This is a genomic window from Streptomyces sp. NPDC001970, from assembly GCF_053594115.1.
Genome location: NZ_JBSFDW010000019.1, coordinates 27,914 through 53,559, shown reverse-complemented (window position 1 = coordinate 53,559; position 25,646 = coordinate 27,914). Strand labels below are relative to the sequence as shown.

The window sequence follows — 25,646 nt, the reverse complement described above, 5'->3', positions numbered from 1 at the left end:
ACCGATGCGTAGCACTCGGCTCCGGGATCGTCCTCCTGGGGCCTCGATCGACCTTGTGCCACCTTGGAGGTGAGGGTGTCCCAGATCGCAGGCGAGCCCGGGACTCAGGACTTCGTGGAAGTCCGGCTGCCCGCTGCGGGTGCCTACCTGTCCGTGCTGCGTACGGCCACGGCCGGACTCGCGGCGCGCTTGGACTTCACCCTCGACGAGATCGAGGACCTGCGCATCGCGGTCGACGAGGCCTGCGCGATCCTGCTGCAGCAGGCCGTCCCGGGATCCGTCCTCAGCTGCGTCTTCCGGCTCGTCGACGACTCCCTGGAGGTCACGGTCTCGGCTCCGACGACCGACGGACGCGCGCCGGAGCGTGACACCTTCGCCTGGACGGTGCTCTCGGCACTGGCCGGCAAGGTCGACTCCTCCGTCGCCGACGACCGTACGGTCGCCATCAGCCTGTACAAACAGCGCGGCGCGGGACCCGGGCCGGCGTGAGGGACGAGGACGGTCCGGTGCGGGACGAGGAGCGCGGGCGCGCTGCTCCGGCGGAGCCGGTGTACGCACCGGCGGGCATCCCGGAGCAGCAGGCCAGGCCGCATCCGGCGGTGGATGGACGTGATGGCCTATCGGCCTCGGCGGAGCAGGCGCAGGCAGAGCGGGCGGCCCATATGAGCGAGCAGCACCAGCACCACGATGCGAATGACCGGAGCGAGGCGCGGTCGATGTTCATCGAGCTGCGCAAACTCCCGGAGGGGTCGCCGGAGCGCGCCGAACTGCGCAATCGGCTGGTGCGGATGCATCTGCCGCTGGTCGAGCACCTGGCGCGGCGGTTCCGGAACCGTGGGGAGCCGCTGGACGACCTCACGCAGGTCGCGACGATCGGTCTGATCAAGTCGGTGGACCGGTTCGACCCGGAGCGCGGCGTCGAGTTCTCGACGTATGCGACGCCCACGGTCGTCGGCGAGATCAAGCGCCACTTCCGCGACAAGGGCTGGGCGGTGCGGGTGCCGCGGCGGCTCCAGGAGCTGCGGCTCGCGCTGACGACGGCGACGGCGGAACTCTCCCAGCAGCACGGCCGCTCACCGACGGTGCACGAGCTGGCGGAGCGCCTCGGGATCTCCGAGGAGGAGGTCCTGGAGGGCCTGGAGTCGGCGAACGCGTACTCGACGCTCTCGCTGGACGTCCCCGACACGGACGACGAGTCCCCTGCGGTCGCGGACACGCTGGGCGCGGAGGACGAGGCGCTGGAGGGCGTCGAGTACCGGGAGTCGCTGAAGCCGCTGCTGGAGGACCTCCCGCCGCGGGAGAAGCGGATCCTGCTGTTGCGCTTCTTCGGGAACATGACCCAGTCGCAGATCGCACAGGAGGTCGGCATCTCCCAGATGCACGTCTCCCGCCTCCTGGCCCGCACCCTGGCACAGCTCCGCGAGAAGCTGCTGGTGGAGGAGTAGGGGGCGGTGCGGATGCCCCCGCAGGCTACTGGCGGGTGCGGATGCCCAGCGCCCGGGTCGTCGCCGGGTTGAGCAGGAGCACGAGGCCCGTCACCGCCACCACCGCGAGGGCGATCCCGGCCGGGATCAGGAGGGCGCCGGAGGAGCGCAGGAGGGTCCAGGCGACCGGGACGGCCATGAGCTGGGTGATGATCGCCGGCCCGCGGCTCCAGCCGCGGCGCAGGAGCAGCCCGCGCGCCGCCAGCAGCGGGATGACACCGAGCGCGATGAGCGTGACGCCGCCCGTTTCGGCCTGGGAGGTGCTCTCCGGGTCGCCCGTGAGGCCGGTCACCAGCATGTAGATGCCGCCGGCGATCAGGGCCAGCGCCTCCAGCCCGCAGACGGCCGCCGCCGCGGTCAGACGAGCCGGACGGGACTGCGGGGACTCAGGGGTCTGCTCAGCACTGCTCACCCCAGCAGGGTAGCCCCGGCCGAGGTCCGCACTCCGGGCCGGGGCTGGGCCCGGTACTTCCCGGTAGGTACGCTGGCGCCCATGCGCGCACTCCTCGTGGTCAACCCGGCAGCAACCACCACCAGTGCTCGCACCCGGGACGTCCTCATCCACGCCCTCGCCAGCGAGATGAAGCTGGAGGCCGTGACGACCGAGTACCGCGGCCACGCCCGCGACCTCGCCCGGCGCGCGGCCGACTCCGACGAGATAGACCTGGTCGTCGCCCTCGGCGGCGACGGCACCGTCAACGAGGTCGTGAACGGCCTGCTGCACGCGGGCCCGGCCCCCAACGCCCTCCCCCGCCTCGCGGTCGTCCCCGGCGGCTCCACGAATGTGTTCGCCCGCGCGCTCGGGCTCCCGAACGACGCGGTGGAGGCGACCGGCGCGATCCTGGACGCACTGAGCCAACGCACCGAACGGACGGTCGGCCTTGGACTGGCGTCCGGCACGCCCGGCACGGCCGACGAGGCGACCCCGCCCCGCTGGTTCACCTTCTGCGCCGGATTCGGTTTCGACGCGGGCGTGGTCGGCCGGGTCGAACAGCAGCGGGAGCGCGGCAGGAGATCGACACACGCCCTTTACATACGCCAGGCGGCCCGTCAGTTCCTCGAGGAACCGAACCGCCGGCGCGGCGCGATCACGCTGGAGCGCCCCGCCGAGGAGCCGGTCAAGGATCTTGTGCTGTCGATCGTCTGCAACACCTCTCCCTGGACCTACCTGGGAAATCGTCCGGTGTACGCGTCCCCCGACGCCTCCTTCGACACCGCCCTGGACGTCATGGCCCTGAGCCGGCTCTCGACGCCCGCACTGGTCCGTTACGCGACCCAGCTGCTCACCTCGACCCCTGAGCGAGGCCCGCACGGCAAGCACGTCGCGTCGCTTCACGACCTGACGGACTTCACCTTGCATTCGAAGGTCCCACTGCCGTTCCAGATGGACGGAGACCACCTCGGCCTGCGTAAGAGCGTGACGTTCACAGGCGTACGCCGTGCACTGCGTGTGATTGTGTGAGCGGAACGGGCAAAAGTCCTTCCACTCGAACGTTTAGGCGCGGGTCCACCCCATGGAAGTACGGCTGTGACCTAGTCGACACCGAGGAATCAAAAAAAACTTTCCGGAAGGGGTTGTATCCGCCGCCGAGGTTTGCGAATCTCTACATGGCGATCGGGACGGCCCGCAGAACCGGCATCCCTGAGAGCCAGAACCCCTCCTCAATCGTGGACCGCAGCCAGTTCGTCTGGGCGTTGGCCCTTCCCTTGCGGGGGGATTCGTGAAAGCGTTCACATTCACAAGCAACCCGCACGTAATACCAAGAGAGGTAGCAGCCATGGACTGGCGTCACAACGCCGTTTGCCGCGAGGAAGACCCCGAGCTGTTCTTCCCCATCGGCAACACCGGTCCTGCGCTGCTGCAGATCGAGGAAGCCAAGGCCGTCTGCCGCCGCTGCCCCGTCATGGAGCAGTGTCTGCAGTGGGCGCTCGAGTCCGGCCAGGACTCCGGCGTCTGGGGTGGCCTCAGCGAGGACGAGCGCCGCGCCATGAAGCGTCGCGCCGCTCGCAACCGGGCGCGCAACGCCAGCGCCTGACGCCACCTGTTACGAGCCTGAGCCCGGCGGCGCGTACGGCGAGTACGCACTCACCGCCCCCGAGCCGCAGCGCGCAGCAGTAACTCACAGCGTTCGAGCCCCGGACCGTGTCGAAACGGTCCGGGGCTCGCTGCTGTGTCCGGCTTCCGGCCGCGCCCTCGGGACTGACCGGGGCTGTTCGTGGGCTACTTCTGGCTTCGCACGGGAATGTCGAGAACGACACGCGTGCCGCGCTCCACACCCGGCACCATGTCGAAGCTGCCGCCCAACTCCCCCTCGACGAGCGTCCTGACGATCTGGAGACCCAGATTGCCGGCCCGCTGCGGATCGAAGCCTTCCGGCAGACCGCGGCCGTCGTCCTGGACCGTGATCAGCAGCCGCTCCTGGCCACGCGGGCCGCCGCGCATCGCCGCGACCTCGACCGTGCCGTGCTCCCCCGGGGCGAAGGCGTGCTCCAGGGCGTTCTGCAGGACCTCGGTCAGGACCATCGAGAGCGGGGTCGCCACCTCGGCGTCCAGGATTCCGCAGCGCCCGGTACGGCGGCACACGACCTTTCCCGGGGAGATCTCCGCGACCATCGCGACGACCCGGTCGGCGATCTCGTCGAACTCGACGCGCTCGTCGAGGTTCTGAGAGAGCGTCTCGTGGACGATCGCGATGGAGCCGACGCGGCGTACGGCCTCGTCGAGCGCCTCGCGGCCGCGTACCGAATCCATCCGGCGGGCCTGCAGCCGCAGGAGCGCGGCGACCGTCTGGAGGTTGTTCTTCACCCGGTGGTGGATCTCCCGGATGGTGGCGTCCTTGGTGATCAACTCGCGTTCACGGCGGCGGAGTTCGGTGACGTCGCGGAGCAGGATGAGAGAGCCGATCCGGGTGCCCTTGGGCTTGAGCGGGATGGCGCGCAGCTGGATCACCCCGCCGCTGCCCTCCACCTCGGTCTCGCGGGGCGCGTATCCGCTGGCGAGCTTGACCAGGGCCTCGTCGACCGGGCCGCGGGACGGGGCGAGTTCGGCGGTGATCTGACCGAGGTGCTGTCCGACGAGGTCGGCGGCGAGGCCGAGACGGTGGTACGCGGAGAGCGCGTTCGGGGACGCGTACTGGACGATTCCGTCGGCGTCGAGGCGGATCAGTCCGTCGCCGGCGCGCGGGGACGCGTCCATGTCGACCTGCTGCCCGGGGAAGGGGAAGGAGCCGGCGGCGATCATCTGCGCGAGGTCCGATGCCGACTGTAGGTACGTGAGCTCGAGCCGGCTCGGGGTGCGCACGGTCAGCAGATTGGTGTTGCGGGCGATGACGCCGAGGACGCGGCCCTCGCGGCGTACGGGGATGGACTCGACCCGCACCGGCACTTCCTCGCGCCACTCCGGGTCGCCCTCGCGCACGATCCGGCCCTCATCCAGTGCCGCGTCGAGCAGCGGGCGGCGGCCACGGGGAACCAAATGGCCGACCATGTCGTCCTGATAGGAGGTGGGGCCGGTGTTCGGCCGCATCTGGGCGACGGAGACATAGCGCGTGCCGTCGAGGGTGGGCACCCAGAGGACGAGGTCGGCGAAGGAGAGGTCGGAGAGCAGCTGCCACTCCGAGACCAGCAGGTGCAGCCACTCGAGGTCGGACTCACTCAGAGCGGTGTGCTGGCGTACGAGGTCGTTCATGGAGGGCACGCTGCGAGCGTACCTTCGGTATGAACCTGACGGGACGGGGCTCCGTGGTGGAGGATGGCCCCCAAAACAGTCCGAACGTATGGATGGACAGACAAGAATGGTCTAGTCCACAATGACTCAACAACTTCCGCCCTCCCCGCACAGGAGGACGGACCGAGGCACCCGGCGCTCTCTGCCCTGACTGCGCCGCTGCCTCGCCACGGCCGCGTGGGACGCACACCCGCCGGCCGAGCAACTCCGGGCTGCGGTGCCGGACGGGCTGAGGGTCCCGTCCCGGCGCCGCGGCCCGTGGGTTTTTCCGAGGGTGGTGCCGCCGGACCGGCCGGATCAGCGGGTCTCGGTGACCTTGGCGAGAGCGCGCGGCGCGTCCGGGTCCTGGCCGCGGGCGATGGTGACCTCGTACGCCAGCAGCTGGAGGGGGAGGATCTCCAGGACGGGCTGGACCTCCTCCGCCACGCCCTCCGTGGGCAGCACGAAGCCCGCGGACGCGGCATCGACCTGGCGCTTGGGACCGACCACGAAGAGGTCGGCCCCACGGCCGCGGAGGCGGTCGAGGACCGGCTGGAGGGCCTCACCGCCGCGGCCGTCCGTGACGACGGCGATCACCGGGGAGATGTTGTCGACCATGGCCAGCGGACCGTGCAGCAGATCGGCCCCGGAGTAGGACAGAGCCGGGATGTAGCTCGTCTCCATCAGCTTCAGGGCCGCCTCCTTGGCGGTCGGATAGCCGTAACCCCGGGACGTGATCACCATGCGCTCGGCGAAGCGGTAGCGCGCGGCCAGGGACCTGACCTCGTCCTGGCGGGCCAGGATCCGCTCGGCGAGCCCCGGCAGGACCTGCGCCGCCGAACCGTCCCCGCCCCGCAGACCCTCGACGAAGAGGTACAGGGACAGCAGGGACGCGGTGTACGTCTTGGTCGCGGGGAGCGCCCTCTCCGGGCCGGCGAGGATGTCGATGTGGTACTCGGAGACCGCGGCGAGCGGCGAGTCCGGGTTGTTCGTCACCGCCAGGGTGACCGCACCCGCGTTCCTGGCGGCCTGCGTGGAGGCCACCAGGTCGGGCGAGCCGCCGGACTGGCTGACGGTGACGACGAGGACGTCGGTGAGGTTCGGCTTCGCGCCGTACGCCGTCGTCGTCGACATGGACGTGAGCCCGCAGGGCAGCCCGAGCTGGATCTCCAGCAGGTACTTGGCGTAGAGGGCGGCGTTGTCGGACGTGCCGCGTGCGGTGAGGAGCACGAAACGGGGCTTGCGCCCGGCGATCGCGGCGGCGACCTCGCGGATCCGCGGAGCCCCCTGGTCGAGGATCCGGCGCAGCACCGCGGGCTGCTCCGCCATCTCGCCGGACATGATCCGTCCCGGATGCTCGCTGTGCTCGGCGGACGTCGTGGCGGACATGCTGGGTGCCTCCCAAACGTGTGATGGCCGGCGTCGCCGTCAGGCTCAGTCGACCACGGAGGACCTCACCCCCGCCAGCCGGCATTCACCGTGGCGCCACCCGATTCTGCTAGATTGGTCTATACCACATACCATCGACCGATCGGCAGGCCCAGCGTGGAAGTTGTCATCGTCCCGGACGCCCATGCCGGCGGGGAACTCATTGCGGAGGGCATCGCGCACCTGCTCCGCCGCAAGCCCGACGCGCTGCTCGGTGTGGCCACCGGATCGACCCCGCTGCCCGTCTACGAAGCCCTCTCGGCGAAGGTCCGGTCGGGCGAGGTGGACGCGTCGCGCGCGCGGATCGCCCAGCTTGACGAGTACGTGGGCCTGCCGGCCGGGCACCCCGAGTCGTACTGCTCGGTCGTCCTGCGCGAAGTCGTCGAGCCGCTCGGACTCGACGCGGAGGCATTCCTGGGCCCGGACGGGTCCGCGGAGGACGTGCAGGGCGCGTGCGAGGCGTACGACGCCGCCCTGGCCGCGGCGGGCGGGGTGGACCTCCAGCTGCTCGGCATCGGGACGGACGGGCACATCGGGTTCAACGAGCCGTGCTCGTCGCTCGCGTCGCGCACGCGGATCAAGACGCTGACCGAGCAGACGCGGGTGGACAACGCGCGCTTCTTCGACGGCGACATCGACCAGGTGCCGCATCACGTGATCACTCAGGGGATCGGGACGATTCTGGACGCCCGGCACCTGGTGCTGCTGGCCACGGGCGAGGGCAAGGCGGAGGCGGTCGCGGCCACCGTCGAGGGGCCGGTTGCGGCCGTGTGCCCCGCCTCGGCGCTGCAGTTGCATCCGCATGCGACGGTGGTCGTGGACGAGGCCGCCGCGTCGAAGCTGAAGCTTGCGGACTACTTCCGGCACACCTACGCGAACAAGCCGGCCTGGCAGGGCCTGTAGGCCCCCTGCCGCGCCGCGTACCCCGGACGACGGAAGCCGGGCCGCCCCCCCCCCGGGGGGGGCCCCCGTGCGGGGGGTGTCGGCCCCCGGCCCCCCCCCGAACCCCCCCCCGAGCCCCGCGGGGCCCCCAACCCCCCGCGGGGGGGGCGGCCCCCCCCCCGCCGCCCGGCTACCCCCCCCCGCCGTACGCCGGCCCCCCCCCGCGCGGGGGCGGCCCGGCTTCCGTGGCTGTACGGCAGCGGGCCACCCACTGTCCCCCGAGCTTCGCCCGGAGGGACCCCATCGCCCTGGCTAGGGGAGCGACCGCCCGCAGACCACTTCGGCGGCCGCGATGCCGCAGACCCGTGCCGCGCCCAGGGTGGCGACGTGGAGTGCGCCCCGCGGTGGGGCCTGGTCGAGGCCCATCTCGACGACGATCGTGTCGGGGCGGGCCGCGAGGAGGGCGTCCAGGGACTGGGCCATCCACGTGTGCCGGTGGGCGTCGCGCACGACCGCGACGATCCGGCGGTCCCCCGCGGCCAGGAGGACGTCGTCGACCGCGGCGTCCGCGTACCTTCCCGTCTCCGTACCCGGGAGCAGCCGGGCCAGTTCCGCCGCGACGCCCCAAGGGGTCTCGTCGCCGACGGCGATGTTGGCGACCGCGGTGAACGCGGCGACGTAAGGCGCCGAGGTCAGGGGCTCGAAGGGCCGCTTCCCCGCCGTGACACGCACCGCCCGCCGCGCCGCGACGAGGCCGATGTCGGTGCCGGGCGCGGTCCCCTCCTGTGAAGCCGCGCCCGGCTCCGATGCCGCCCCCCTGGCCCCTCTGGTCCACTCCGCGAGCGCGCGCACGCGAGCGGCCGCGTCGGCCAGTCGTTCCTCGGGCAGCTCGCCCTCGCGCACCGCGGTGACCAGCGCATCGCGCAGCCGCAGCACGGTGTCCTCGTCGGCCAGGCCGCCACCGACACAGATCGCGTCGGCACCGGCGGCGATCGCGAGGACACTGCCGCGCTCGATTCCGTGTGTCGCGGCGATGGCCTGCATCTCCATGCCATCCGTGACGATGAGTCCGTCGAAGCCCAACTCCTGGCGCAGCAGACCGGTGAGGGTCTGCGGGCTCAGGGTCGCCGGGCGGTCCGGGTCGAGCGCAGGCAGCAGGATATGCGCGCTCATGACCGACTTGGAACCCGCTGCGATGGCTGCGCGGAAAGGCAGCAGCTCACGGGCGTGCAACGTGGCCAAGTCCACATCGATGCGGGGCAGTGCGTCATGCGAGTCGACGGCGGTGTCGCCGTGCCCCGGGAAGTGCTTGGTGCATGCAGCCACTCCTGCGGACTGCATTCCCTCGACGTATGCGGCGGTGTGCCGGGCCACCAGCAGGGGATCGGCACCGAAGGAACGCACGCCGATGACGGGATTGTTCGGATTTGAGTTCACATCAGCCGAAGGGGCCCAGTTCAGATCGACCCCGCATGCGGCGAGCCGGCGGCCCAGCTCCGCGGCCACGCCCCGGGTCAGCTCGACGTCGTCGACGGATCCGAGGGCGCAGTTGCCGGGGAAGGATGAGCCGGTACGGACTTCCAGGCGGGTGACGTCCCCGCCCTCCTCGTCGATGGCGACGAGTACGTCGTCCCGCTCGGCCCGCAACTGCGCGGTGAGCGCGGCGAGCTGCTCGGGCGAGGCGATGTTGCGGCCGAACAGGCCCACGGACGAGAGCCCTTCGCCGATCCGGCGCAGCAGCCACTCGGGCGCGGCGGTGCCGACGAAGCCGGGCTGGAGGACGGCGAGTGCGTCACGCGTGAGCGTGTCGGTGCGGTGTGCGAGCGTCGTCACGGTGGCGTTATCCCTTCACCGCGCCGGCGGTCATGCCGCCGACGGCCCTGCGCTGGAGGAAGACGAAGACGATGAGCACGGGCAGGGCGAAGAGCGTGGAAGCGGCCATGGTGGCGCCCCAGTCGTCGCCGAAGGCGGTCTGGAACTGCGTCAGCCACAGCGTCAGGGTCTGCGCCTCCTTCTCCTTGTTGAGGATCAGGACCATGGCGAACTCGTTCCATGCGGTGATGAAGCCGAAGAGCGAGGTCGCCATCAGACCGGGTGCGAGGAGCGGGAAGATCACCTTGACGAAGGCCTGGCCGCGGTTGCAGCCGTCGATGAGCGCGGCCTCCTCGAGCTCCACCGGCACGGCGGCGATGAAGCCGCGCAGCGTCCAGATGGTGAAAGGCAGCACCATGACGAAGTAGATCGCCGTGAGCAGCGGGATGCTGTTCAGCATGTCCTGGTCGCGGGCGATCATGTACATCACGATGACCATGACCTCCCAGGGCGCCATCTGGGCCATCATCACGGCGAGGACCAGGCCCCTTCGGCCGCGGAACCTCATCCGGGCGATCGCGAAGCTCGCGGCCAGGGCGATCACCAGGGCGATCAGCACGGCGCCGACGGTCACGGTGAGGCTGTTGACGACATACGTCCAGAACAGGTCGACGCCGGTGGCGGTCGTGTAGTTCTCGGTCGTCGGGGTGAAGACGAAGACCGGGTCCTTGCTGAGGATCTCGCTCTGCGGCTTCAGCGAGGAGGCGACCATCCAGTAGACGGGGAAGGCGAACAGGGCCGCGATGACGAGCGCGGCCGCGTTCTTGGCGATCACGGCGGGCCGGAGCGGCTTCCTGCGGCGCACGGGTGCGGTCGGGGAGGTGGCGGTCACTGCTGCTCCTCCTGCTTCAGGATGAGACGGAAGTAGAAGGACATGACGGCGATCAGCATGACGATGGTGAGCACCGAGATCGCCGCGGCGAGACCGTAGTGCCCCTGGCCGGGGCCGGTGATGTACGCGTAGACGGGGAGGGTCTCGGACGCCCGGTCGGGGCCGCCGGCGTTCATGGCGTAGACCTGGGTGAACGCCTTGAAGACCCAGATGATCTCCAGAAACGTCGTGACCATGAAGAAGGGCTTCAGGTTCGGGAAGACCACCGACCAGAAGGTCCGCCAGCCGCCCGCGCCGTCCATCCGCGCCGCCTCGTAGAGCTCGGTCCCGATCGTGGTGAGACCGGCGTACATGTTCAGTGCGACGAACGGGATCGAGCCCCAGGCCACCAGGACCGTCACGATGACGAGGGTGGACAGACCGGTCTCGAACCAGTTGTGCTGCTCGTAGCCGGCGAAGCCGAGTGTGCGCATCAGCCAGTTCATGACGCCGAACTGCTCGTCGAAGAGCCAGCGGAAGACGGTGACGGACGCGACGATCGGCATCGCCCAGGCGAGGATCAGTGCCAGCGAGAGCACCAGTCGCATCTTCTTGCCGAGCCGGTTCAGGAGCAGGCCGATCAGCGTGCCGATGCCCATGATGAGGACGACGTTGGCGGCGGTGAACGCGACGCTCCGCAGGGCGACGGTCCAGAAGTCCGGATCCCCCAGCAGCTCGGTGAAGTTGTCGAACCCGATCCACTCGGGCTTGCGGGTGATCAGCTCTCTTCGGTTGACCTGCTGGAAGGCGAGGATCACGTTCCGGATCAACGGATAGAGCAGCAGCACCGCCATGCTGAGGACCGCCGGTGCGACCAGCAGGTACGGCAGCAGTCCGCCGGGCAGCGCGCGTCTGCCTCGAGGAGGCTGAAGAACCTCCTTCGTTCCGGAAGGCGGTGGCGGGGTGTTCGCCGTCCCTGCCGCCCCCCGGGGCGCGTCCGGAGGAGCGGAGGCCACCGCTCCCTGGGAGTCCACGGTCATGGTCCTCTTCCTCGCGGTTCTGGGGCTCCCGTGCCCATCGGGCGCGGCCCGCGACGAAGCGGGCCGCTGGTCGGTGCGAAGGCCGGTGGTGCGGTCGGTGCGCGGGGCGCCGACCGCACCATCGGGCAGCTGCGACTACTCCTGGTTGACGCGCTCGGTGATCACCTTGTCGGCCGCCTCGCCGGCCTTCTTGGCGTCCTCACCCTTGAGCACCTTGGTCATGTACTCCTTGATCGGGTTGGGCGCGGTCTCGACGTTCGCCCAGCCCGGGGTGACCGGGGTGATCTTGCCGACGGGCGCGGACAGCGCCATCGCCTCGGCGAAGGAACCGGCCGGCGGCGTGAACTGCGCGGCGTCGTTGTTCGGCAGCAGGCCGCCCTCGGTCGCCTGGGCGTACTTGGCCATGTGGTCCTTGCCGGCCGCCAGGGCCAGCCACTCCTTGGCCAGGTCCTTGTTGGCGGAGCGCTCGGCGACGGCGAGGTTCGAGCCGCCGAAGAAGACGGAGCCCGGCTTGTCGGCGGTCTTGCCCGGGATCGGGAAGTAGCCGAAGTCGGCGGTCTTGCCTGCCGTCTTCATCGCGTCGATCGCGCCGCCGGCCTCCCAGCCGAGACCGATCCAGGACGCGACCCCGCCCTTGGGGACGACGTCCGTGGACTGCTGCGGCGTCGCCTCGTCCTTGTCCTTCGGGGCGGTCGAGTAGGACTGCAGCTCCTTGTAGAAGTTCATCGCCGCGACCGCCTCGGGGGAGGACAGGTTGCCCTTCCACTTGTCGCCGTCCTTGACCGCGAGGTCACCGCCCTCGTCCCAGACGAAACCGGCGTACACGTACCAGCTCTGGCCGGGCAGGTAGATCGGCTGGACCTTGGAGTCCGACGCCTTGATCTTCTTCAGACCGGCGAGCCACTCGTCGCGGGTCTTCGGCGGGTTCACGCCGGCCTTCTTGAAGAGGGCCTTGTCGTAGACGACGACACGGTTCGCGGCGTACCACGGGGCGGAGTAGAGCTTACCGTCCAGCTCGGCGGAGGTGAGCATGCCCTTGTTCCAACCGTCGTAGCCGAGCTCGGCCTTGTCCCCGGTGAGGTCGGCGAGGCCACCGGTGACGGCGTAGCCGGCGGTCTGGGTGTTGCCGAGCTCGAGGACGTCCGGCGGGGTGTCCTCGGAGAGGGCCGTGGTGACCTTCTCCTGGATTCCGTTCCACTGCTGGGTCTCGACCTTGACCTTGACGCCCTTGTGCTTGGCCTCGAACTCCTTGTTGACCTCCGCGATCCAGGCCTCCGGAGCGGACCCGTCCATGACCCAGACGGTGAGAGTCTTGTTGCCCCCGGCGTCGCTCTTGCCCTCGCCGCCCTTGTCGCTGTCGGAGCCACATGCGGCAATGCTGACCATCATGCCCGCGACGCCGATCGCCGCGATGAGCTTGCGCTTCACGCCACCCTCCTCAGGGATGCTGCAACCCCCCGCCCACCGCGAAGACATACGGAGACATACGCCGAGTACTGCTCGTGGGGCTGGGACTTGGTCTTTAATGGTTTAGACCAGTACTCGGGAGCTTGGCCTAGACCTTTAGGGGTGTCAAGGGTGTATAAGAAGGGCTGTCGCGTCCGTTATCGGACCGACACCTGAGGGAGGGCGACGACCCGTGACCGGAGCGTGCCACCATGTGAGCCGCAACAGACGGAGGTGCCGGTGACGGCAGCAGCACACGAGTCGGGAAGGCAGGCCATGGCCACGGACGGGGGCGGCACCGAGGCGGAGAACGGGACGGGAACCCGTACCGCGCGCGTGCCCAAGTACTACCGGCTCAAAAGGCACTTGCTCGACATGACGGAGACACTGCCGCCCGGCACGCCCGTACCGCCCGAACGCACGCTCGCCGCCGAGTTCGACACCTCGCGCACGACGGTCCGGCAGGCCCTCCAGGAGCTGGTCGTCGAGGGCCGGCTGGAACGGATCCAGGGCAAGGGCACCTTCGTCGCGAAGCCCAAGGTGTCGCAGGCCCTCCAACTCACCTCCTACACCGAGGACATGAAGGCACAGGGCCTGGAGCCCACCTCTCAACTACTGGACATCGGATACGTCACGGCCGACGACACACTGGCCGGCCTGCTGGACATCTCGCCGGGCGGCCGGGTGCTGCGGATCGAGCGGCTGCGGCTGGCGAGCGGCGAGCCGATGGCGATCGAGACGACCCATCTGTCGGCGAAGCGCTTCCCCGCGCTGCGGCGGTCGCTGGTCAAGTACACGTCCCTGTACACGGCGCTGGCCGAGGTGTACGACGTCCATCTGGCGGAGGCCGAGGAGACGATCGAGACCTCCCTGGCCACGCCCCGCGAGGCGGGACTGCTCGGTACGGACGTGGGCCTGCCGATGCTGATGCTGTCCCGGCACTCGCTGGACAGGAACGGCGAGCCGGTGGAGTGGGTGCGGTCGGTGTACCGCGGCGACCGGTACAAGTTCGTCGCGAGGCTGCAGCGGCCCGAGTCGGACTGAGGGCCGGGGAGTCCGGGGGCCGGCCTCCGGAACAGCACAGCGTCGCGCGGCCGCGGCGGGCGGAGACGGGCCGGCCGTGCCCCGGGGTATCCCGGGCGGCGGCCGAACGGTCCGGACGAGCGGTTGAGCGGTCGGAATCAGCCGCCGAGCGGTCGAATTCGGCCGCTGAGCGGCCGACCCGAGCCGCTCGGCGATTGCCGCGTCCGTTATTCGGACAAGGGTTCCATCAAGCGGAACCGTCGCCTAGATTTCGTGCGCGTTACATCAGCGCAGCTGATCAGCGACGGGACGGAGCCGCTCATGCCCGAAGTACCCGAACACAGAAAACCGATCGTCACGCCGGTACGGACGGTCGTGGCCCTCTGCCTGATCGCGCCGTTCGTCGCGATGCTCTGGGTCGGCTCGTACGCGAAGGTCGAGCCCACCTTCGCCGGGATCCCGTTCTTCTACTGGTACCAGATGCTCTGGGTCGTCGTCTCGACGGCGCTGACGATGGTGGCCTACGTGCTGTGGCAGCGTGACCAGCGCGCCCGCAAGGAAGGTGCGTCGAAGTGAAGGACGGCGTGAACGGCGTCGCACTCGCCGTCTTCATCTTCTTCTTCCTGGCCGTCACGGTCATGGGCTTCCTCGCGTCGCGCTGGCGCAGGGCCGAGAACGAGAACAGCCTGGACGAATGGGGCCTGGGCGGCCGCTCGTTCGGCACCTGGGTGACCTGGTTCCTGCTGGGCGGCGACCTCTACACCGCGTACACCTTCGTCGCCGTACCCGCGGCGATCTACGCGGCGGGCGCGGCGGGCTTCTTCGCGGTGCCGTACACGATCCTCGTCTATCCGCTGATCTTCACCTTCCTGCCGCGACTGTGGTCCGTGTCGCACAAGCACGGCTATGTGACGACGTCCGACTTCGTGCGCGGGCGCTTCGGCTCGAAGGGGCTGTCGCTGGCGGTCGCGGTGACCGGCATCCTCGCGACGATGCCGTACATCGCCCTGCAGCTCGTCGGCATCCAGGCCGTGCTGGACGTCATGGGCGTCGGCGGCGGCGAGAACACGAACTGGTTCATCAAGGATCTGCCGCTGCTGATCGCCTTCGGTGTGCTGGCGGCGTACACCTACTCGTCCGGGCTGCGGGCGCCGGCGCTGATCGCCTTCGTCAAGGACACGCTGATCTACATCGTGATCGCGGTCGCGATCATCTACATCCCGATCAAGCTCGGCGGCTTCGACGACATCTTCGCCAAGGCGGGCGAAGCGTACGCGCAGATCAACCCGGCGACGGACAAGCCGCGAGGCGCGCTGGTGCCCGGGGAGCTGGGCCAGTGGGGTTACGCCACGCTGGCGCTCGGCTCGGCGCTCGCGCTCTTCATGTATCCGCACTCGATCACGGCGACGCTGTCCTCGCGCAGCCGTGAGGTGATCCGGCGCAACACGACGATCCTGCCGCTGTACTCGCTGATGCTGGGACTGCTGGCGCTGCTCGGCTTCATGGCGATCGCTGCCGGGGTGAAGGTGACCAACGGTCAGCTCGCCATCCCGCAGTTGTTCGAGAACATGTTCCCCGACTGGTTCGCGGGTGTGGCCTTCGCGGCCATCGGGATCGGCGCGCTGGTGCCTGCAGCGATCATGTCGATCGCCGCGGCGAACCTCTTCACGCGGAACATCTACAAGGACTTCCTGAAGCCGGACGCGACACCGGCGCAGGAGACCAAGGTGTCGAAGCTGGTGTCGCTGCTGGTGAAGGTGGGCGCGCTGGCCTTCGTCCTGACGATGGACAAGACGGTCGCCATCAACTTCCAGCTGCTGGGCGGCATCTGGATCCTGCAGACCTTCCCGGCACTGGTCGGCGGCCTCTTCACACGGTGGTTCCACCGCTGGGCACTGATCGCGGGCTGGGCGGTCGGCATGCTGTACGGCACGATGGCGGCGTACGGGGTCGCGAGCCCCACACAGAAGCACTTCGGTGGGTCGTCGGCGGAGATTCCCGGGATCGGGGAGATCGGCTACATCGGCCTGACGGCCTTTGTGCTGAACGTGGTGGTCACGGTCGTCCTGACGTTCGTGCTGCGTGCGGTGAAGGCGCCGGACGGGATCGACGAGACGTCCCCGGAGGACTACACGGCGGACGCGGGGGACGCGGGCGTCAAGGCGGAGCTCCCCACGGTCGGCGCGAGCACGCACTGACCCACGGGAGGCTCTCGTCCGCGATCGGCGCAGGCTCGGTGAGCCTGCGCCGATCGCCGTCTCACGGCAGGGCCCTCGACGGGCGCCGGTGCTCGCCCGGACCGCCGTCGCCGCCGTGAGGAAGACTGCCGGCATGGACTTCATCATCAGGCGCGCCGAGCCCGCCGAGTACGAGACGCTCGGGGCGATCACGGCGGAGGCGTACCTCGGGGACGGGCTGCTCGACTTCGGGGAGGACGACGAGTACCTGCACACCTTGCGGGACGTGGCGGCGCGCGTCGAGGACGCCGAGGTACTGGTCGCCGTGGAGGCGCAGGGACGGGTGCTGGGCGGGGTGACCTTCGTCGCGTCCGGCGGCCCGTGGGCCGACATCGCTCGCGAGGGCGAGGCCGAGTTCCGGATGCTCGCCGTGGCCAGGGAGGGCCGTGGCAAGGGCGCCGGCGAGGCGCTCGTCCGGACGTGCGTCGACCGGGCACTGGCCACCGACGGGTGCGTGCGGCTCGTCCTGTCCACGCAGCCCTCGATGCACACCGCGCACCGCATCTACGAGCGTCTGGGCTTCGTACGGACCCCCGAGCGGGACTGGGAGCCGATCCCCGGGCTGGCCCTGCTGACGTACGCCCTGGAGCTCCGTCCGACGCCGTGACACAACATGTGGTGGGTGATGTAACTCCCCGCCCCCACATGTATGCTCATGCTCGCTGTCGCCGCAGGGGAATCCGGTGCGAACCCGGAACTGTCCCGCAATGGTGTGCCGGCGTGCATGTGCGCGCGCCTGCGAGTCCAAGGACCTGCCGACGGTGCGCCCGGACCGTCCGGCCCGGGTGCCCGAACGTCCGGGCCTCGCGGAAAGGCCGGTGGACGCGGCGCACCTGCCCCCACAGGCGTGCGCCCGTGCCCCGAGCGCCCCGCCGGCCCCGAGCCGAGCGAGGGAGAGCACCCCGTGACCATCGCGCCGCCCGATCCTGCTTCAGTGCAGCGTGCAGACCGAGCCGATGGGCCAGGCACCGCGCTGCTGCGGACCCTGACCGACCTCACCGCCGACCTCCCCGACACCGACCCGGGCCGGGTCGCCGCCGCCGCGCTCCGCGGCCGGCAGGCGGGCTCGGACGAGGCCGAGCTGCGGGAGCTCGCGACCGAGGCGGCCGCGGGGCTGATCTCCGAGGACCCGGCGTACTCGCGGCTCGCGGCCCGGCTGCTGAGCCTCACCATCACGGAGGAGGCGACCTCACAGGGGGCGGCCGCCTTCTCCGACTCCATCGCCGTGGGCCACCGCGAGGGCCTGATCGCGGACCGGACCGCCGCGTTCGTACGCACCCATTCCGCCCGGCTCGACGCGCTGATCGACGGCGCCGCGGACGACCGCTTCGGCTACTTCGGTCTGCGCACGCTCTACAGCCGCTACCTCCTGCGGCACCCGATCGCACGCAAGGTCATCGAGACGCCGCAGCAGTTCATGCTGCGCGTGGCCGCCGGGCTCGCCGAGGACGACTCGGTCCGCGCCCTCGACGAAGTCGCCGCGCTCTACGGGCTGATGAGCCGGCTCGACTATCTGCCCTCGTCCCCCACGCTCTTCAACTCCGGCACCCGCCACCCGCAGATGTCGTCGTGCTATCTGCTGGACTCCCCCCTCGACGAGCTCGACTCCATCTACGACCGCTACCACCAGGTCGCACGGCTCTCGAAGCACGCGGGCGGCATCGGCCTCTCGTACTCCCGTATCCGCTCACGCGGTTCGCTGATCCGCGGCACCAACGGCCACTCCAACGGCATCGTGCCGTTCCTGCGGACCCTCGACTCGTCGGTCGCCGCCGTGAACCAGGGCGGCCGCCGCAAGGGCGCGGCCTGCGTCTACCTGGAGACCTGGCACGCGGACATCGAGGAGTTCCTGGAGCTGCGCGACAACACGGGCGAGGAGGCGCGCCGTACGCACAACCTCAACCTCGCGCACTGGATCCCCGACGAGTTCATGCGCCGGGTGAACGCGGACGCCGACTGGTCCCTCTTCTCCCCGGCCGATGTGCCCGAGCTCGTGGACCTGTGGGGCGACGACTTCGACGCCGCGTACCGGAAGGCGGAGGCGGCAGGCCTCGCCCGCAGGACCATTCCGGCCCGCGACCTCTACGGCCGCATGATGCGCACCCTCGCGCAGACCGGCAACGGCTGGATGACCTTCAAGGACGCCTCCAACCGGACCGCCAACCAGACCGCCGAGCCCGGCACGGTCGTGCACTCCTCCAACCTCTGCACCGAGATCATCGAGGTCACGAACGACGGCGAGACGGCCGTCTGCAACCTGGGCTCGGTCAACCTGGGCGCCTTCGTCACCCCGGCCGGTGACATCGACTGGGAGCGGCTCGACGAGGCCGTCCGCACGGCCGTGACCTTCCTCGACCGCGTCGTCGACATCAACTTCTACCCGACCGAGCAGGCGGGCCGCTCCAACGCCAGGTGGCGCCCGGTGGGCCTCGGCGCGATGGGCCTCCAGGACGTCCTCTTCAAGCTCCGGCTGCCCTTCGACTCGGCGGAGGCGAAGGCCCTTTCCACGCGCCTCTCCGAGCGGATCATGCTGGCGGCGTACGAGGCGTCGTGCGAACTCGCCGAGCGCAACGGCCCGCTGCCCGCCTGGGAGCAGACGCGCGCCGCGCGCGGAGTGCTGCACCCCGACCACTACGACGTCGAGCTCACCTGGCCCGAGCGCTGGGCGGCCCTGCGCGAGCGGATCGCGACCAGCGGCATGCGCAACTCCCTCCTCCTCGCGATCGCGCCGACCGCGACCATCGCCTCGATCGCGGGCGTGTACGAGTGCATCGAGCCCCAGGTCTCCAATCTCTTCAAGCGCGAGACTCTGTCCGGTGAGTTCCTGCAGGTCAACTCCTATCTCGTGGACGACCTGAAGAAGCTGGGCGTCTGGGACGCGCAGACCCGGGAGGCGCTGCGCGACTCCAGCGGCTCGGTGCAGGGCCTCAACTGGATCCCGGCGGACGTGCGGGAGCTGTACCGCACGGCGTGGGAGATCCCACAGCGCGGCCTGATCGACATGGCGGCGGCCCGCACCCCGTTCCTGGACCAGTCGCAGTCGCTGAACCTCTTCATGGAGACGCCGACCATCGGCAAGCTCAGCTCGATGTACGCGTACGCCTGGAAGCAGGGCCTGAAGACGACGTACTACCTGCGCTCCCGCCCGGCGACCCGCATCGCCCGTGCCGCATCCGGCGCGAGGCCGGTCGCCACCACCGTCCCCCTGCAGCAGGCGGCCCCCGACGCCGACGCGATCGCCTGCTCCCTTGAAAACCCCGAGTCCTGCGAGGCCTGCCAGTAATGTCCCACCCGTCGCCCGACCACCACCCCTCAACGACGGCGCTTCGCGCCGACTCCTCCCGAATTCCGAAGAATCTGCTCGACCCGGGCTTCGAACTGACACTCCGTCCGATGCGCTACCCGGACTTCTACGAGCGCTACCGGGACGCCATCAAGAACACCTGGACCGTGGAGGAGGTCGACCTCCACTCCGACGTCGCCGACCTCGCCAAGCTCTCCCCCGGGGAGCAGCACATGATCGGCCGGCTCGTGGCCTTCTTCGCGACCGGCGACTCGATCGTCGCGAACAACCTCGTGCTGACGCTCTACAAGCACATCAACTCCCCCGAGGCGCGGCTGTATCTCTCCCGCCAGCTCTTCGAGGAGGCCGTGCACGTCCAGTTCTATCTGACGCTGCTGGACACCTACCTTCCCGACCCGGAGGACCGCGCGGCAGCTTTCGCCGCCGTCGAGAACATCCCCTCGATCCGCGAGAAGGCGCAGTTCTGCTTCACGTGGATGGACTCCGTCGAGACGATCGACCGTCTGGAGACCAGGGCCGACCGCCGCCGCTTCCTGCTGAACCTGATCTGCTTCGCGGCGTGCATCGAGGGGCTGTTCTTCTACGGCGCCTTCGCCTATGTGTACTGGTTCCGCTCCCGCGGCCTGCTGCACGGTCTCGCCACCGGGACGAACTGGGTGTTCCGGGACGAGACGATGCACATGAACTTCGCCTTCGAGGTCGTGGACACGGTCCGCAAGGAGGAGCCGGAGCTCTTCGACGACGAACTCCGGCAGCAGGTCACCGACATGCTGAAGGAGGCGGTGGAGGCGGAGCTGCAGTTCGGGCGCGATCTGTGCGGTGACGGCCTGCCGGGCATGAACACCGAGTCGATGCGCGAGTACCTGGAGTGCGTCGCCGACCAGCGGCTCACCCGGCTCGGCTTCGCGCCGGTCTACGGCTCGCAGAATCCGTTCTCCTTCATGGAGCTCCAGGGCGTCCAGGAGCTGACGAACTTCTTCGAGCGCCGGCCGTCCGCGTATCAGGTGGCGGTCGAGGGCTCCGTCGACCTGGACGAGGACTTCTGACGGTTCTGCCGGACACATGCGGGCGGGGGCCCGGACCGAGTGACGGTCCGGGCCCCTGCCCGCTCCGCGTCCCGGCGCTCCGCCTCACGCAGCCCGCGGTCGACGGCGCGGTCCCTTGCGTACCCGACGAGTGGCGGAAGGCCGACGAGCACGAGCATCCCGACGATGACGAGGTAGGTGAGGAATGTGTTCATGCCCTCCACTCTCGTCGTCGGGCCCCTGGAATATCAGTGGCAGGACTGTCGGCAACCATCGAATTACTGCCACACTGGATCCATGCTGAAGAACGTGGCAGCCGTCCTGCTCGACGGCGTACACCCCTTCGAACTCGGAGTCCTCTGTGAGGTCTTCGGCCTCGACCGCAGCGACGACGGGCTCCCGGTCCACGACTTCGCCGTGGCCTCGGCGGAGGGGCCGCAACTGCGCACCCACGCCGGTTTCACGCTGTCCGTGGAACACGGCCTCGACCGGCTGGCGGAGGCCGATCTGATCGCCGTGCCGACCGGGAGCAACTACACGGAGCGTGAGTACCCGCAGGATCTGCTGGAGGCGCTGCGCGCTGCCGTCGACCGGGGTGCGCGGGTGCTCTCCGTGTGCACCGGGGCCTTCGTGCTGGGTGCCGCGGGGCTGCTCGACGGCCGGCACTGCACCACTCACTGGCGCCATGCCGCCGCACTGGCCGGCCGCTGTCCGCGGGCGCTCGTCGACCCCGATGTGCTCTACGTCGACGAAGGGCCGGTGATCACGTCGGCCGGCACCGCGGCCGCGATCGACGCCTGCCTGCATCTCGTGCGCAGTGAATACGGTCCGGAGGTCGCCAACAAGATCGCCCGCAGGATGGTCGTGCCGCCGCATCGCGACGGCGGGCAGGCGCAGTACATCGACCGGCCGCTGCCGCGCACCCGGTGCGACACGGTGGGCGAGGTGCTCGCCTGGATGGAGCGGCACCTCGACCGTGAGCTGACCGTGGAACAGCTGGCGGAGCGGGCGCACATGTCACCGCGGACCTTCGCGCGCCGTTTCCACCAGGAGACGGGGACGACGCCGTACCGCTGGCTCCTGCGCCAGCGGGTGCTGCTGGCGCAGGAGTTGCTGGAGGCCACGGACGACACGGTGGGCGCGATCGCGGGCCGCGCGGGCTTCGGCAACGCGGCCGCGCTGCGCCACCACTTCCTCCGTACGCTCGGGACGACGCCCCACACGTACCGGCGCACGTTCCGCGGGCCGGTGCGCGCGGCCTGAGCGGGCCCGGCTGGCCTGAGCGGGCAGCGGGCCCGGGTGGGTTCGGCCGGACCCGGGCGAACTCAGATTCCGCAGCTCGACGCGGACCAGAAGCGGCTCGCGCGGTGATCGACGTGAGCGTGGTCGCCGTGGCCCGGGTAGCCGGGGCCGAGGATGCCGTTGAAGCCGTGGTTACGAGCCTGCTGGGCGAGCTTGCACAGGGAGTGCGGGCCCGCGCCGAGGTCGGCTGCGTCACCGTACAGATGGCGGCTGTCGGAGGCTCCGCCGACCGCGCTGTTGCAGGCGTACGAACGGAAGCCGCTGGTCACGGTGATGGGCTGGTCGCCGAGGGCGTGCCGCATGGCCTCCAGCTTCCACATCGTGCGCAGCGCGTTGGACTTCGCGGTGGCCGCGCTCACCGCACCGCCCGCCCAGGTGGAGTTGCAGTCGTTGAGCTCGGCGTAGCTGAAGTGGATCGGGGTGCAGTCGTCGTCCTGGAGGACGTAGAGCTTGCTGAAGGTGGCGGGGCCCGCGATGCCGTCGGCGGCGAGTCCGTACGCAGACTGGAAGCGCTTGACCGCGGCAGCGGTCGCCGGGCCGAAGTCGCCGTCGATGGCGAGGACGCCACCGTAGCCCGGGTAGCCCGCGACCCGGATCTGGAGCTGGGTGACGTCGGCGCCGGAGGTCCCCTGGGAGAGGGTGCGGGACCAGGTGTAGCAGCCGTCGGCGTGGGCGGTACCGGCCGTGGCCATCACCCCGCCCACACTGGCAACCATGAGCATGACAAAGGACAGCAGGAGTCGTGCGGTGCGTCTGGGCATCGGCCCTCCAGGGCAAGTCCACCGGATGAGAGACGTGCGAGTGCACGCATGAGACTGGCGGGACGGTCGACGCGCGTCAACAGGGCATGGACAGCCGTCATTTGTCCGCCCATTGGCAGTCCACCGGCGGCAAGGCGAGGGCCCCGCACCGGTCACCGGAACGGGGCCCTCACCACGGACACGACGTCAGTCGTTTCAGGCGTTCGGCACGGTCTCGTAGCGCGGCGTGCCCTCCGCCATCTGCCGCAGCGCGTCCTTGCGGTCGCGCTTCGAGAGCCGGTCGATGTACAGGTAGCCGTAGAGGTGGTCCGTCTCGTGCTGCAGGCATCGCGCGAAGTAGCCGGTGCCGCGCACCTTGATCGGCCTGCCCTCGGCGTCCTGTCCGTGCACCTCGGCGTAGTCCGGGCGGGGCAGCGAGGCGTACGCCGTCGGGACGGACAGGCAGCCCTCGTTCGAGTCGTCGAGCACACGGCGCTCCGGCGGCAGCTCCTGCAGCACCGGGTTGCAGACGACGCCGGTGTGACGTACGCCTTCGTCGTCCGGGCAGTCGTAGACGAAGACCTTCAGGTCCACACCGATCTGGTTGGCGGCCAGGCCCACGCCCTCCGCCGCCCGCTGGCTGGCGAACATGTCGTCGATCAGCGCCGCGAGCTTGTCGTCGAACTCGGTGACGTCCTTGCACTCCTTGTGGAGCACGGGGTTGCCGACGACGGTGATGGGACGGGCCGTGCCGCGCTCGCGGTGCGCCCGCTCGCGCTCCTCACAGTCCTCCGTGTCCACGACGAAACCATCGTTGACCTGCTGGTCCGTCTCCTGCTGCGCCATTGTCCGCCGTACGCCTTCCTCGGTGCCGTCTGGTTGCTCCGTACAGCCTACGGCCCTGCGTCAGCAGACTTCCTCGAGATCCCGCCACTCACGGCTGTCCGGACTGTCCGCCACCCAGCCGTCCAGCAGTCCGCGCACCAGGCCGGCGGGCGCCGCGATCCCGCACTCGCGCTCCGGTACCCACAGGTCCCCGGCCGTGCGGTGGCCGAGCGGCCCGGGGTGGCCCGGCTCGCTGTGGTCGTGCGGGTCCAGGTGCTCGCCGTCGCCCTCGGCGCTCGGCATCCGGCTCTCGGAGCAGGCCCGGCAGAGCAGCCGGACGGAGGACGACCAGTCCTCGGCGGCGAAACCGGCGTCGGCCGCGAGCTGCTCCAGCGCGTCCCGGTCCTCCTCGGTGGCGGCCTCCAGCAGCACCACCCAGGTCGGGACGGGCGAGGGCGCCCAGAGCTCGATCTCGTCGAAGACGGGGAAACTGTGGCCGGCGGCCGTCGTGCGCTCGCCGTGCGGTACGCCGTCGTGCAGGACGACCTCGCCCCAGCGGCGGCCGGACGACGGCAGCGGGATGGACAGCACCTCTATCCGGGCCGGGTCGAGCCTGCGGCCCCACACGACCTCGGCCTCGCCCTCGGGCGACAGCCGCACGGCAGCGCTGCCCAGGTCCATGCCGACGGGTTCGCCGCTCGCGGCGGCCTCGCCCGGCACCCTCAGCCCGTAGGCCTGCCAGGCGCGCCGGGCCAGCGGCCAGTCCTGCAGGGCCGTCGCGGCGATGCCGACGTTCCACCAGTCGGGGGCGCCGGTCTCCTTGTCGAGCAGCGCGACGGCACGCAGGCCCGCGGCGCGCGCCTGCTCCCAGTCGTGCCGGAACTTGTGCAGCAGCGCCAGATTGAACCAGGACTCCGAGAGCCAGGGCTCCAGGTCCGCAGCGCGGGTCAGCAGCGCGCCCGCGTCCTCGTACCGGCCGTCGCCGATCAGCGTGAACGCGCGGTCGGTGGCCTGCCGCCAAGAGGCGGAGGGCCGATGCCGTACCTTCCCGAAGATCCTCACGATTCCCGCCTGCCGGTCGCTCGGGTCACTTCCCCCGGACACATGGCCGCCTGTGTCTTCGTAGCCGTGTCTCCTGTATCTGCCTTCATTCGCATCCAACCATGCCCGGTCGGACGCCCGCTCATTACCCATGGGTTACCCAGGCTGGGCAGGGGCCAGACCGCCTGCCCATCCCCCACCACCACCCTCAGCGGAGGCCCTGCGGGCCCCACCCTTCACGGGACAGGACGCGGGCGAGGGACTCCACGACTTCCGGCTGGTAGTCGCGCGCGGTCCCGAGGCGGAGCTCCTCCAGCGCGCCGAGAGCGCCTTTGGCGCTTTCACCGGTGAGATCGTCGTACGCGTTGACGGCGCGGACGATTCGGGCGGGAAGTGGCTGTTCGCGGTACGGGTCCGCCTGCCGCTCGACGACCACGGCGACGGCCGCGGGCACGCCGGTCTGGCGGACCACGGCGCCGCCCAGCAGGGCGATGCGGCGCTGCTCGGCGGCCGGAAGGCGGGCGGTGGCCCCTTCGGGCACGGGGTCGACGAGGGAGAGCTGCCCGATGTCGTGCATGAGCGCCGCGTACTCGAGAACGGTCAGCTCCGGCCCCGACAGCCCCAGCTCGCGACCGACGGCGGTGCTCAGGGCGGCGACGCGGTGGGCATGGCCGTGGGGGGTGTAGCCGGCGATCTCGGTGGCCCGGGCGAGCGAGGCGATCGTCTGGCGGTAGGTGGTCCGCACCGCCGCGTACCGCCGGAAGGACAGCTGGGTCAGCAGCAGCGGTACGCAGAAGACCGGGAGCGCCCAGAGTCCGGCGACGGCGACGCCGAGCGCCATGACGGCTCCGGTGGCGCAGACGGCGGAGCCGATGCCGAGGAGCGAGCGCAGCTCGTCGCGGAGCAGCGGACCGTAGGGGTAGCGGGTGCGTGCACGGAGCATCAGGGCGGCGAGCACGGCGTCGCAGAGCGCGGTGAGCAGGAGGAGCAGCAGCAGGTAGAGCGCGTAGTACGGGCCCTTGCCGACACGGTCGGCCAACTCGCCCGAGTGGTGGAGCGGTTGGAAGCAGACCGCGGCGAACGTGACGGTGAGCACTCGGCGGGCCACCTGGTCGAGCGCGGGGCCGCGGCCGCGTGCGATGTGCGGGACGACTCCGGCGAGGGCGCCCGCGACGACGACCGCGACGACCTGGAGGACGCCGTGGGTGCTGCTCGTGCCCGCGCTCTCGTCGAGCAGCGCGTACGCGAGCGCCCCGGCCGACCCCAGGGGCGCGGGCTCGCGCTCCCCCGGCAGCGCGCCCCGGCGGGCCAGCTCCCCGACGGCGATGAGCACCCCGAACGCGAGCGCGATGCCCGGGTCCTCGATCCCGGTCCACAGCGTCCATCCCAGCCCGGCCCCGGTCAGCACTGCCGCCGCCCCGTACACACACGCGACGGTCGGCGGGACGCGCCGTCTCATCCGCCCCGCCGTCTGTCGGCC

At 70.4% G+C, this 25,646-nt stretch carries 24 protein-coding genes and 1 riboswitch; of the genes, 12 read left to right on the top strand and 12 right to left on the bottom strand.

Annotation, left to right across the window (positions count from 1 at the left end; all coding sequences use genetic code 11):
• Positions 1-75 precede the first annotated feature (75 nt).
• Both ACWCP0_RS22820 and ACWCP0_RS22815 read left to right on the top strand, forming a co-directional pair.
• Entirely contained in the window at positions 76-489 is a 414-nt protein-coding gene (locus ACWCP0_RS22820) for an ATP-binding protein (protein ID WP_100111349.1), read from the top strand.
• Complete coding sequence (locus ACWCP0_RS22815) at positions 486-1,445, top strand: RNA polymerase sigma factor SigF (RefSeq protein WP_451080645.1); 960 nt, start codon at positions 486-488, stop codon at positions 1,443-1,445. Before ACWCP0_RS22820 ends, ACWCP0_RS22815 begins: the two co-directional genes overlap by 4 nt.
• 25 nt (positions 1,446-1,470) lie before the next feature.
• Here the strand turns inward: ACWCP0_RS22815 and ACWCP0_RS22810 are convergent, their stop codons facing one another.
• Entirely contained in the window at positions 1,471-1,896 is a 426-nt protein-coding gene (locus ACWCP0_RS22810) for a hypothetical protein (RefSeq protein ID WP_451080644.1), read from the bottom strand.
• Positions 1,897-1,977: 81 nt separating this feature from the next.
• On the opposite strand from ACWCP0_RS22810, the gene ACWCP0_RS22805 reads away from it, so the two are divergent.
• Both ACWCP0_RS22805 and ACWCP0_RS22800 read left to right on the top strand, forming a co-directional pair.
• A complete protein-coding gene (locus tag ACWCP0_RS22805; protein WP_451080643.1) occupies positions 1,978-2,946 on the top strand; it encodes a diacylglycerol/lipid kinase family protein in 969 nt (322 codons plus the stop codon).
• A 316-nt stretch (positions 2,947-3,262) separates the two neighbouring features.
• A complete protein-coding gene (locus tag ACWCP0_RS22800; RefSeq protein ID WP_003953983.1) occupies positions 3,263-3,520 on the top strand; it encodes a WhiB family transcriptional regulator in 258 nt (85 codons plus the stop codon).
• A 185-nt stretch (positions 3,521-3,705) separates the two neighbouring features.
• Here ACWCP0_RS22800 and ACWCP0_RS22795 read toward each other — a convergent pair whose 3' ends face one another.
• On the bottom strand, positions 3,706-5,172 hold the full coding sequence (locus tag ACWCP0_RS22795; RefSeq protein WP_451080738.1) for a sensor histidine kinase: 1,467 nt from the start codon (positions 5,170-5,172) through the stop codon (positions 3,706-3,708).
• Positions 5,173-5,508: 336 nt separating this feature from the next.
• Positions 5,509-6,579, bottom strand: coding sequence for an SIS domain-containing protein (locus tag ACWCP0_RS22790; protein ID WP_451080642.1), 1,071 nt, complete (start codon positions 6,577-6,579; stop codon positions 5,509-5,511).
• A 156-nt stretch (positions 6,580-6,735) separates the two neighbouring features.
• Between ACWCP0_RS22790 and nagB the strand changes: the two genes are divergently transcribed.
• On the top strand, positions 6,736-7,521 hold the full coding sequence (nagB, locus tag ACWCP0_RS22785) for a glucosamine-6-phosphate deaminase (RefSeq protein ID WP_451080641.1): 786 nt from the start codon (positions 6,736-6,738) through the stop codon (positions 7,519-7,521).
• A 291-nt stretch (positions 7,522-7,812) separates the two neighbouring features.
• On the opposite strand, the gene ACWCP0_RS22780 is transcribed toward nagB, so the two are convergent.
• The 4 genes from ACWCP0_RS22780 to ACWCP0_RS22765 all read right to left on the bottom strand — a co-directional run bounded on the left by ACWCP0_RS22780 (position 7,813) and on the right by ACWCP0_RS22765 (position 12,651).
• Entirely contained in the window at positions 7,813-9,333 is a 1,521-nt protein-coding gene (locus ACWCP0_RS22780) for a glycoside hydrolase family 3 protein (protein WP_451080640.1), read from the bottom strand.
• A 7-nt stretch (positions 9,334-9,340) separates the two neighbouring features.
• The gene (locus ACWCP0_RS22775; protein WP_451080737.1) at positions 9,341-10,177 is read right to left on the bottom strand and encodes a carbohydrate ABC transporter permease; all 837 of its coding nucleotides are present in this window, start codon (positions 10,175-10,177) and stop codon (positions 9,341-9,343) included.
• 23 nt (positions 10,178-10,200) lie between these two features.
• Positions 10,201-11,223 carry a carbohydrate ABC transporter permease gene (locus tag ACWCP0_RS22770; RefSeq protein ID WP_451080639.1) on the bottom strand — a complete coding sequence of 341 codons (1,023 nt, stop codon included), beginning with the start codon at positions 11,221-11,223 and terminating at the stop codon, positions 10,201-10,203.
• A gap of 135 nt (positions 11,224-11,358) precedes the next feature.
• Positions 11,359-12,651: an extracellular solute-binding protein gene (locus ACWCP0_RS22765; protein ID WP_451080638.1), complete on the bottom strand. Its 1,293-nt coding sequence runs from the start codon at positions 12,649-12,651 to the stop codon at positions 11,359-11,361.
• A gap of 294 nt (positions 12,652-12,945) precedes the next feature.
• Between ACWCP0_RS22765 and ACWCP0_RS22760 the strand changes: the two genes are divergently transcribed.
• The 6 genes from ACWCP0_RS22760 to ACWCP0_RS22735 all read left to right on the top strand — a co-directional run bounded on the left by ACWCP0_RS22760 (position 12,946) and on the right by ACWCP0_RS22735 (position 20,279).
• Complete coding sequence (locus tag ACWCP0_RS22760; protein WP_451080736.1) at positions 12,946-13,713, top strand: GntR family transcriptional regulator; 768 nt, start codon at positions 12,946-12,948, stop codon at positions 13,711-13,713.
• Between the two features lie 300 nt (positions 13,714-14,013).
• Positions 14,014-14,268, top strand: coding sequence for a DUF3311 domain-containing protein (locus ACWCP0_RS22755; RefSeq protein WP_451080637.1), 255 nt, complete (start codon positions 14,014-14,016; stop codon positions 14,266-14,268).
• A complete protein-coding gene (mctP, locus tag ACWCP0_RS22750; RefSeq protein WP_451080636.1) occupies positions 14,265-15,890 on the top strand; it encodes a monocarboxylate uptake permease MctP in 1,626 nt (541 codons plus the stop codon). The genes ACWCP0_RS22755 and mctP overlap by 4 nt, the downstream gene beginning before the upstream one ends.
• Before the next feature lie 133 nt (positions 15,891-16,023).
• Entirely contained in the window at positions 16,024-16,536 is a 513-nt protein-coding gene (locus ACWCP0_RS22745; protein ID WP_451080635.1) for a GNAT family N-acetyltransferase, read from the top strand.
• Positions 16,537-16,578: 42 nt separating this feature from the next.
• Positions 16,579-16,703: riboswitch (cobalamin riboswitch) on the top strand.
• A 130-nt stretch (positions 16,704-16,833) separates the two neighbouring features.
• The gene (locus tag ACWCP0_RS22740) at positions 16,834-19,212 is read left to right on the top strand and encodes a ribonucleoside-diphosphate reductase subunit alpha (RefSeq protein ID WP_451080634.1); all 2,379 of its coding nucleotides are present in this window, start codon (positions 16,834-16,836) and stop codon (positions 19,210-19,212) included.
• Positions 19,212-20,279, top strand: coding sequence for a ribonucleotide-diphosphate reductase subunit beta (locus ACWCP0_RS22735; protein WP_451080633.1), 1,068 nt, complete (start codon positions 19,212-19,214; stop codon positions 20,277-20,279). The genes ACWCP0_RS22740 and ACWCP0_RS22735 overlap by 1 nt, the downstream gene beginning before the upstream one ends.
• On the opposite strand, the gene ACWCP0_RS22730 is transcribed toward ACWCP0_RS22735, so the two are convergent.
• Complete coding sequence (locus tag ACWCP0_RS22730; protein WP_451080632.1) at positions 20,234-20,473, bottom strand: hypothetical protein; 240 nt, start codon at positions 20,471-20,473, stop codon at positions 20,234-20,236. The genes ACWCP0_RS22735 and ACWCP0_RS22730 overlap by 46 nt on opposite strands.
• Positions 20,474-20,555: 82 nt before the next feature.
• On the opposite strand from ACWCP0_RS22730, the gene ACWCP0_RS22725 reads away from it, so the two are divergent.
• Positions 20,556-21,521, top strand: coding sequence for a helix-turn-helix domain-containing protein (locus ACWCP0_RS22725; protein WP_451080631.1), 966 nt, complete (start codon positions 20,556-20,558; stop codon positions 21,519-21,521).
• 62 nt (positions 21,522-21,583) lie between these two features.
• On the opposite strand, the gene ACWCP0_RS22720 is transcribed toward ACWCP0_RS22725, so the two are convergent.
• The 4 genes from ACWCP0_RS22720 to ACWCP0_RS22705 form a co-directional block, all read right to left on the bottom strand.
• Positions 21,584-22,321 carry a D-Ala-D-Ala carboxypeptidase family metallohydrolase gene (locus ACWCP0_RS22720; RefSeq protein ID WP_451080630.1) on the bottom strand — a complete coding sequence of 246 codons (738 nt, stop codon included), beginning with the start codon at positions 22,319-22,321 and terminating at the stop codon, positions 21,584-21,586.
• 195 nt (positions 22,322-22,516) lie between these two features.
• Positions 22,517-23,146, bottom strand: coding sequence for a peptide deformylase (gene def / locus ACWCP0_RS22715; protein WP_451080629.1), 630 nt, complete (start codon positions 23,144-23,146; stop codon positions 22,517-22,519).
• Between the two features lie 60 nt (positions 23,147-23,206).
• The gene (locus tag ACWCP0_RS22710) at positions 23,207-24,187 is read right to left on the bottom strand and encodes a tetratricopeptide repeat protein (RefSeq protein ID WP_451080628.1); all 981 of its coding nucleotides are present in this window, start codon (positions 24,185-24,187) and stop codon (positions 23,207-23,209) included.
• Between the two features lie 187 nt (positions 24,188-24,374).
• Positions 24,375-25,625 (bottom strand): HD-GYP domain-containing protein, encoded by a 1,251-nt coding sequence (locus ACWCP0_RS22705; protein WP_451080627.1) that lies wholly within the window; start codon positions 25,623-25,625, stop codon positions 24,375-24,377.
• Positions 25,626-25,646: the final 21 nt, after the last annotated feature.

Coding starts and splice junctions, on each gene's coding strand:
- ACWCP0_RS22795 (WP_451080738.1), bottom strand. CDS start 5,172: ATGAACGACCTCGTACGCCAGCACACCGCTCTGAGTGAGTCCGACCTC.
- ACWCP0_RS22800 (WP_003953983.1), top strand. CDS start 3,263: ATGGACTGGCGTCACAACGCCGTTTGCCGCGAGGAAGACCCCGAGCTG.
- ACWCP0_RS22720 (WP_451080630.1), bottom strand. CDS start 22,321: ATGCCCAGACGCACCGCACGACTCCTGCTGTCCTTTGTCATGCTCATG.
- ACWCP0_RS22805 (WP_451080643.1), top strand. CDS start 1,978: ATGCGCGCACTCCTCGTGGTCAACCCGGCAGCAACCACCACCAGTGCT.
- ACWCP0_RS22755 (WP_451080637.1), top strand. CDS start 14,014: ATGCCCGAAGTACCCGAACACAGAAAACCGATCGTCACGCCGGTACGG.
- ACWCP0_RS22730 (WP_451080632.1), bottom strand. CDS start 20,473: ATGAACACATTCCTCACCTACCTCGTCATCGTCGGGATGCTCGTGCTC.
- ACWCP0_RS22725 (WP_451080631.1), top strand. CDS start 20,556: ATGCTGAAGAACGTGGCAGCCGTCCTGCTCGACGGCGTACACCCCTTC.
- ACWCP0_RS22790 (WP_451080642.1), bottom strand. CDS start 6,579: ATGTCCGCCACGACGTCCGCCGAGCACAGCGAGCATCCGGGACGGATC.
- ACWCP0_RS22705 (WP_451080627.1), bottom strand. CDS start 25,625: ATGAGACGGCGCGTCCCGCCGACCGTCGCGTGTGTGTACGGGGCGGCG.
- def (WP_451080629.1), bottom strand. CDS start 23,146: ATGGCGCAGCAGGAGACGGACCAGCAGGTCAACGATGGTTTCGTCGTG.
- ACWCP0_RS22745 (WP_451080635.1), top strand. CDS start 16,024: ATGGACTTCATCATCAGGCGCGCCGAGCCCGCCGAGTACGAGACGCTC.
- ACWCP0_RS22760 (WP_451080736.1), top strand. CDS start 12,946: ATGGCCACGGACGGGGGCGGCACCGAGGCGGAGAACGGGACGGGAACC.
- ACWCP0_RS22770 (WP_451080639.1), bottom strand. CDS start 11,223: ATGACCGTGGACTCCCAGGGAGCGGTGGCCTCCGCTCCTCCGGACGCG.
- ACWCP0_RS22735 (WP_451080633.1), top strand. CDS start 19,212: ATGTCCCACCCGTCGCCCGACCACCACCCCTCAACGACGGCGCTTCGC.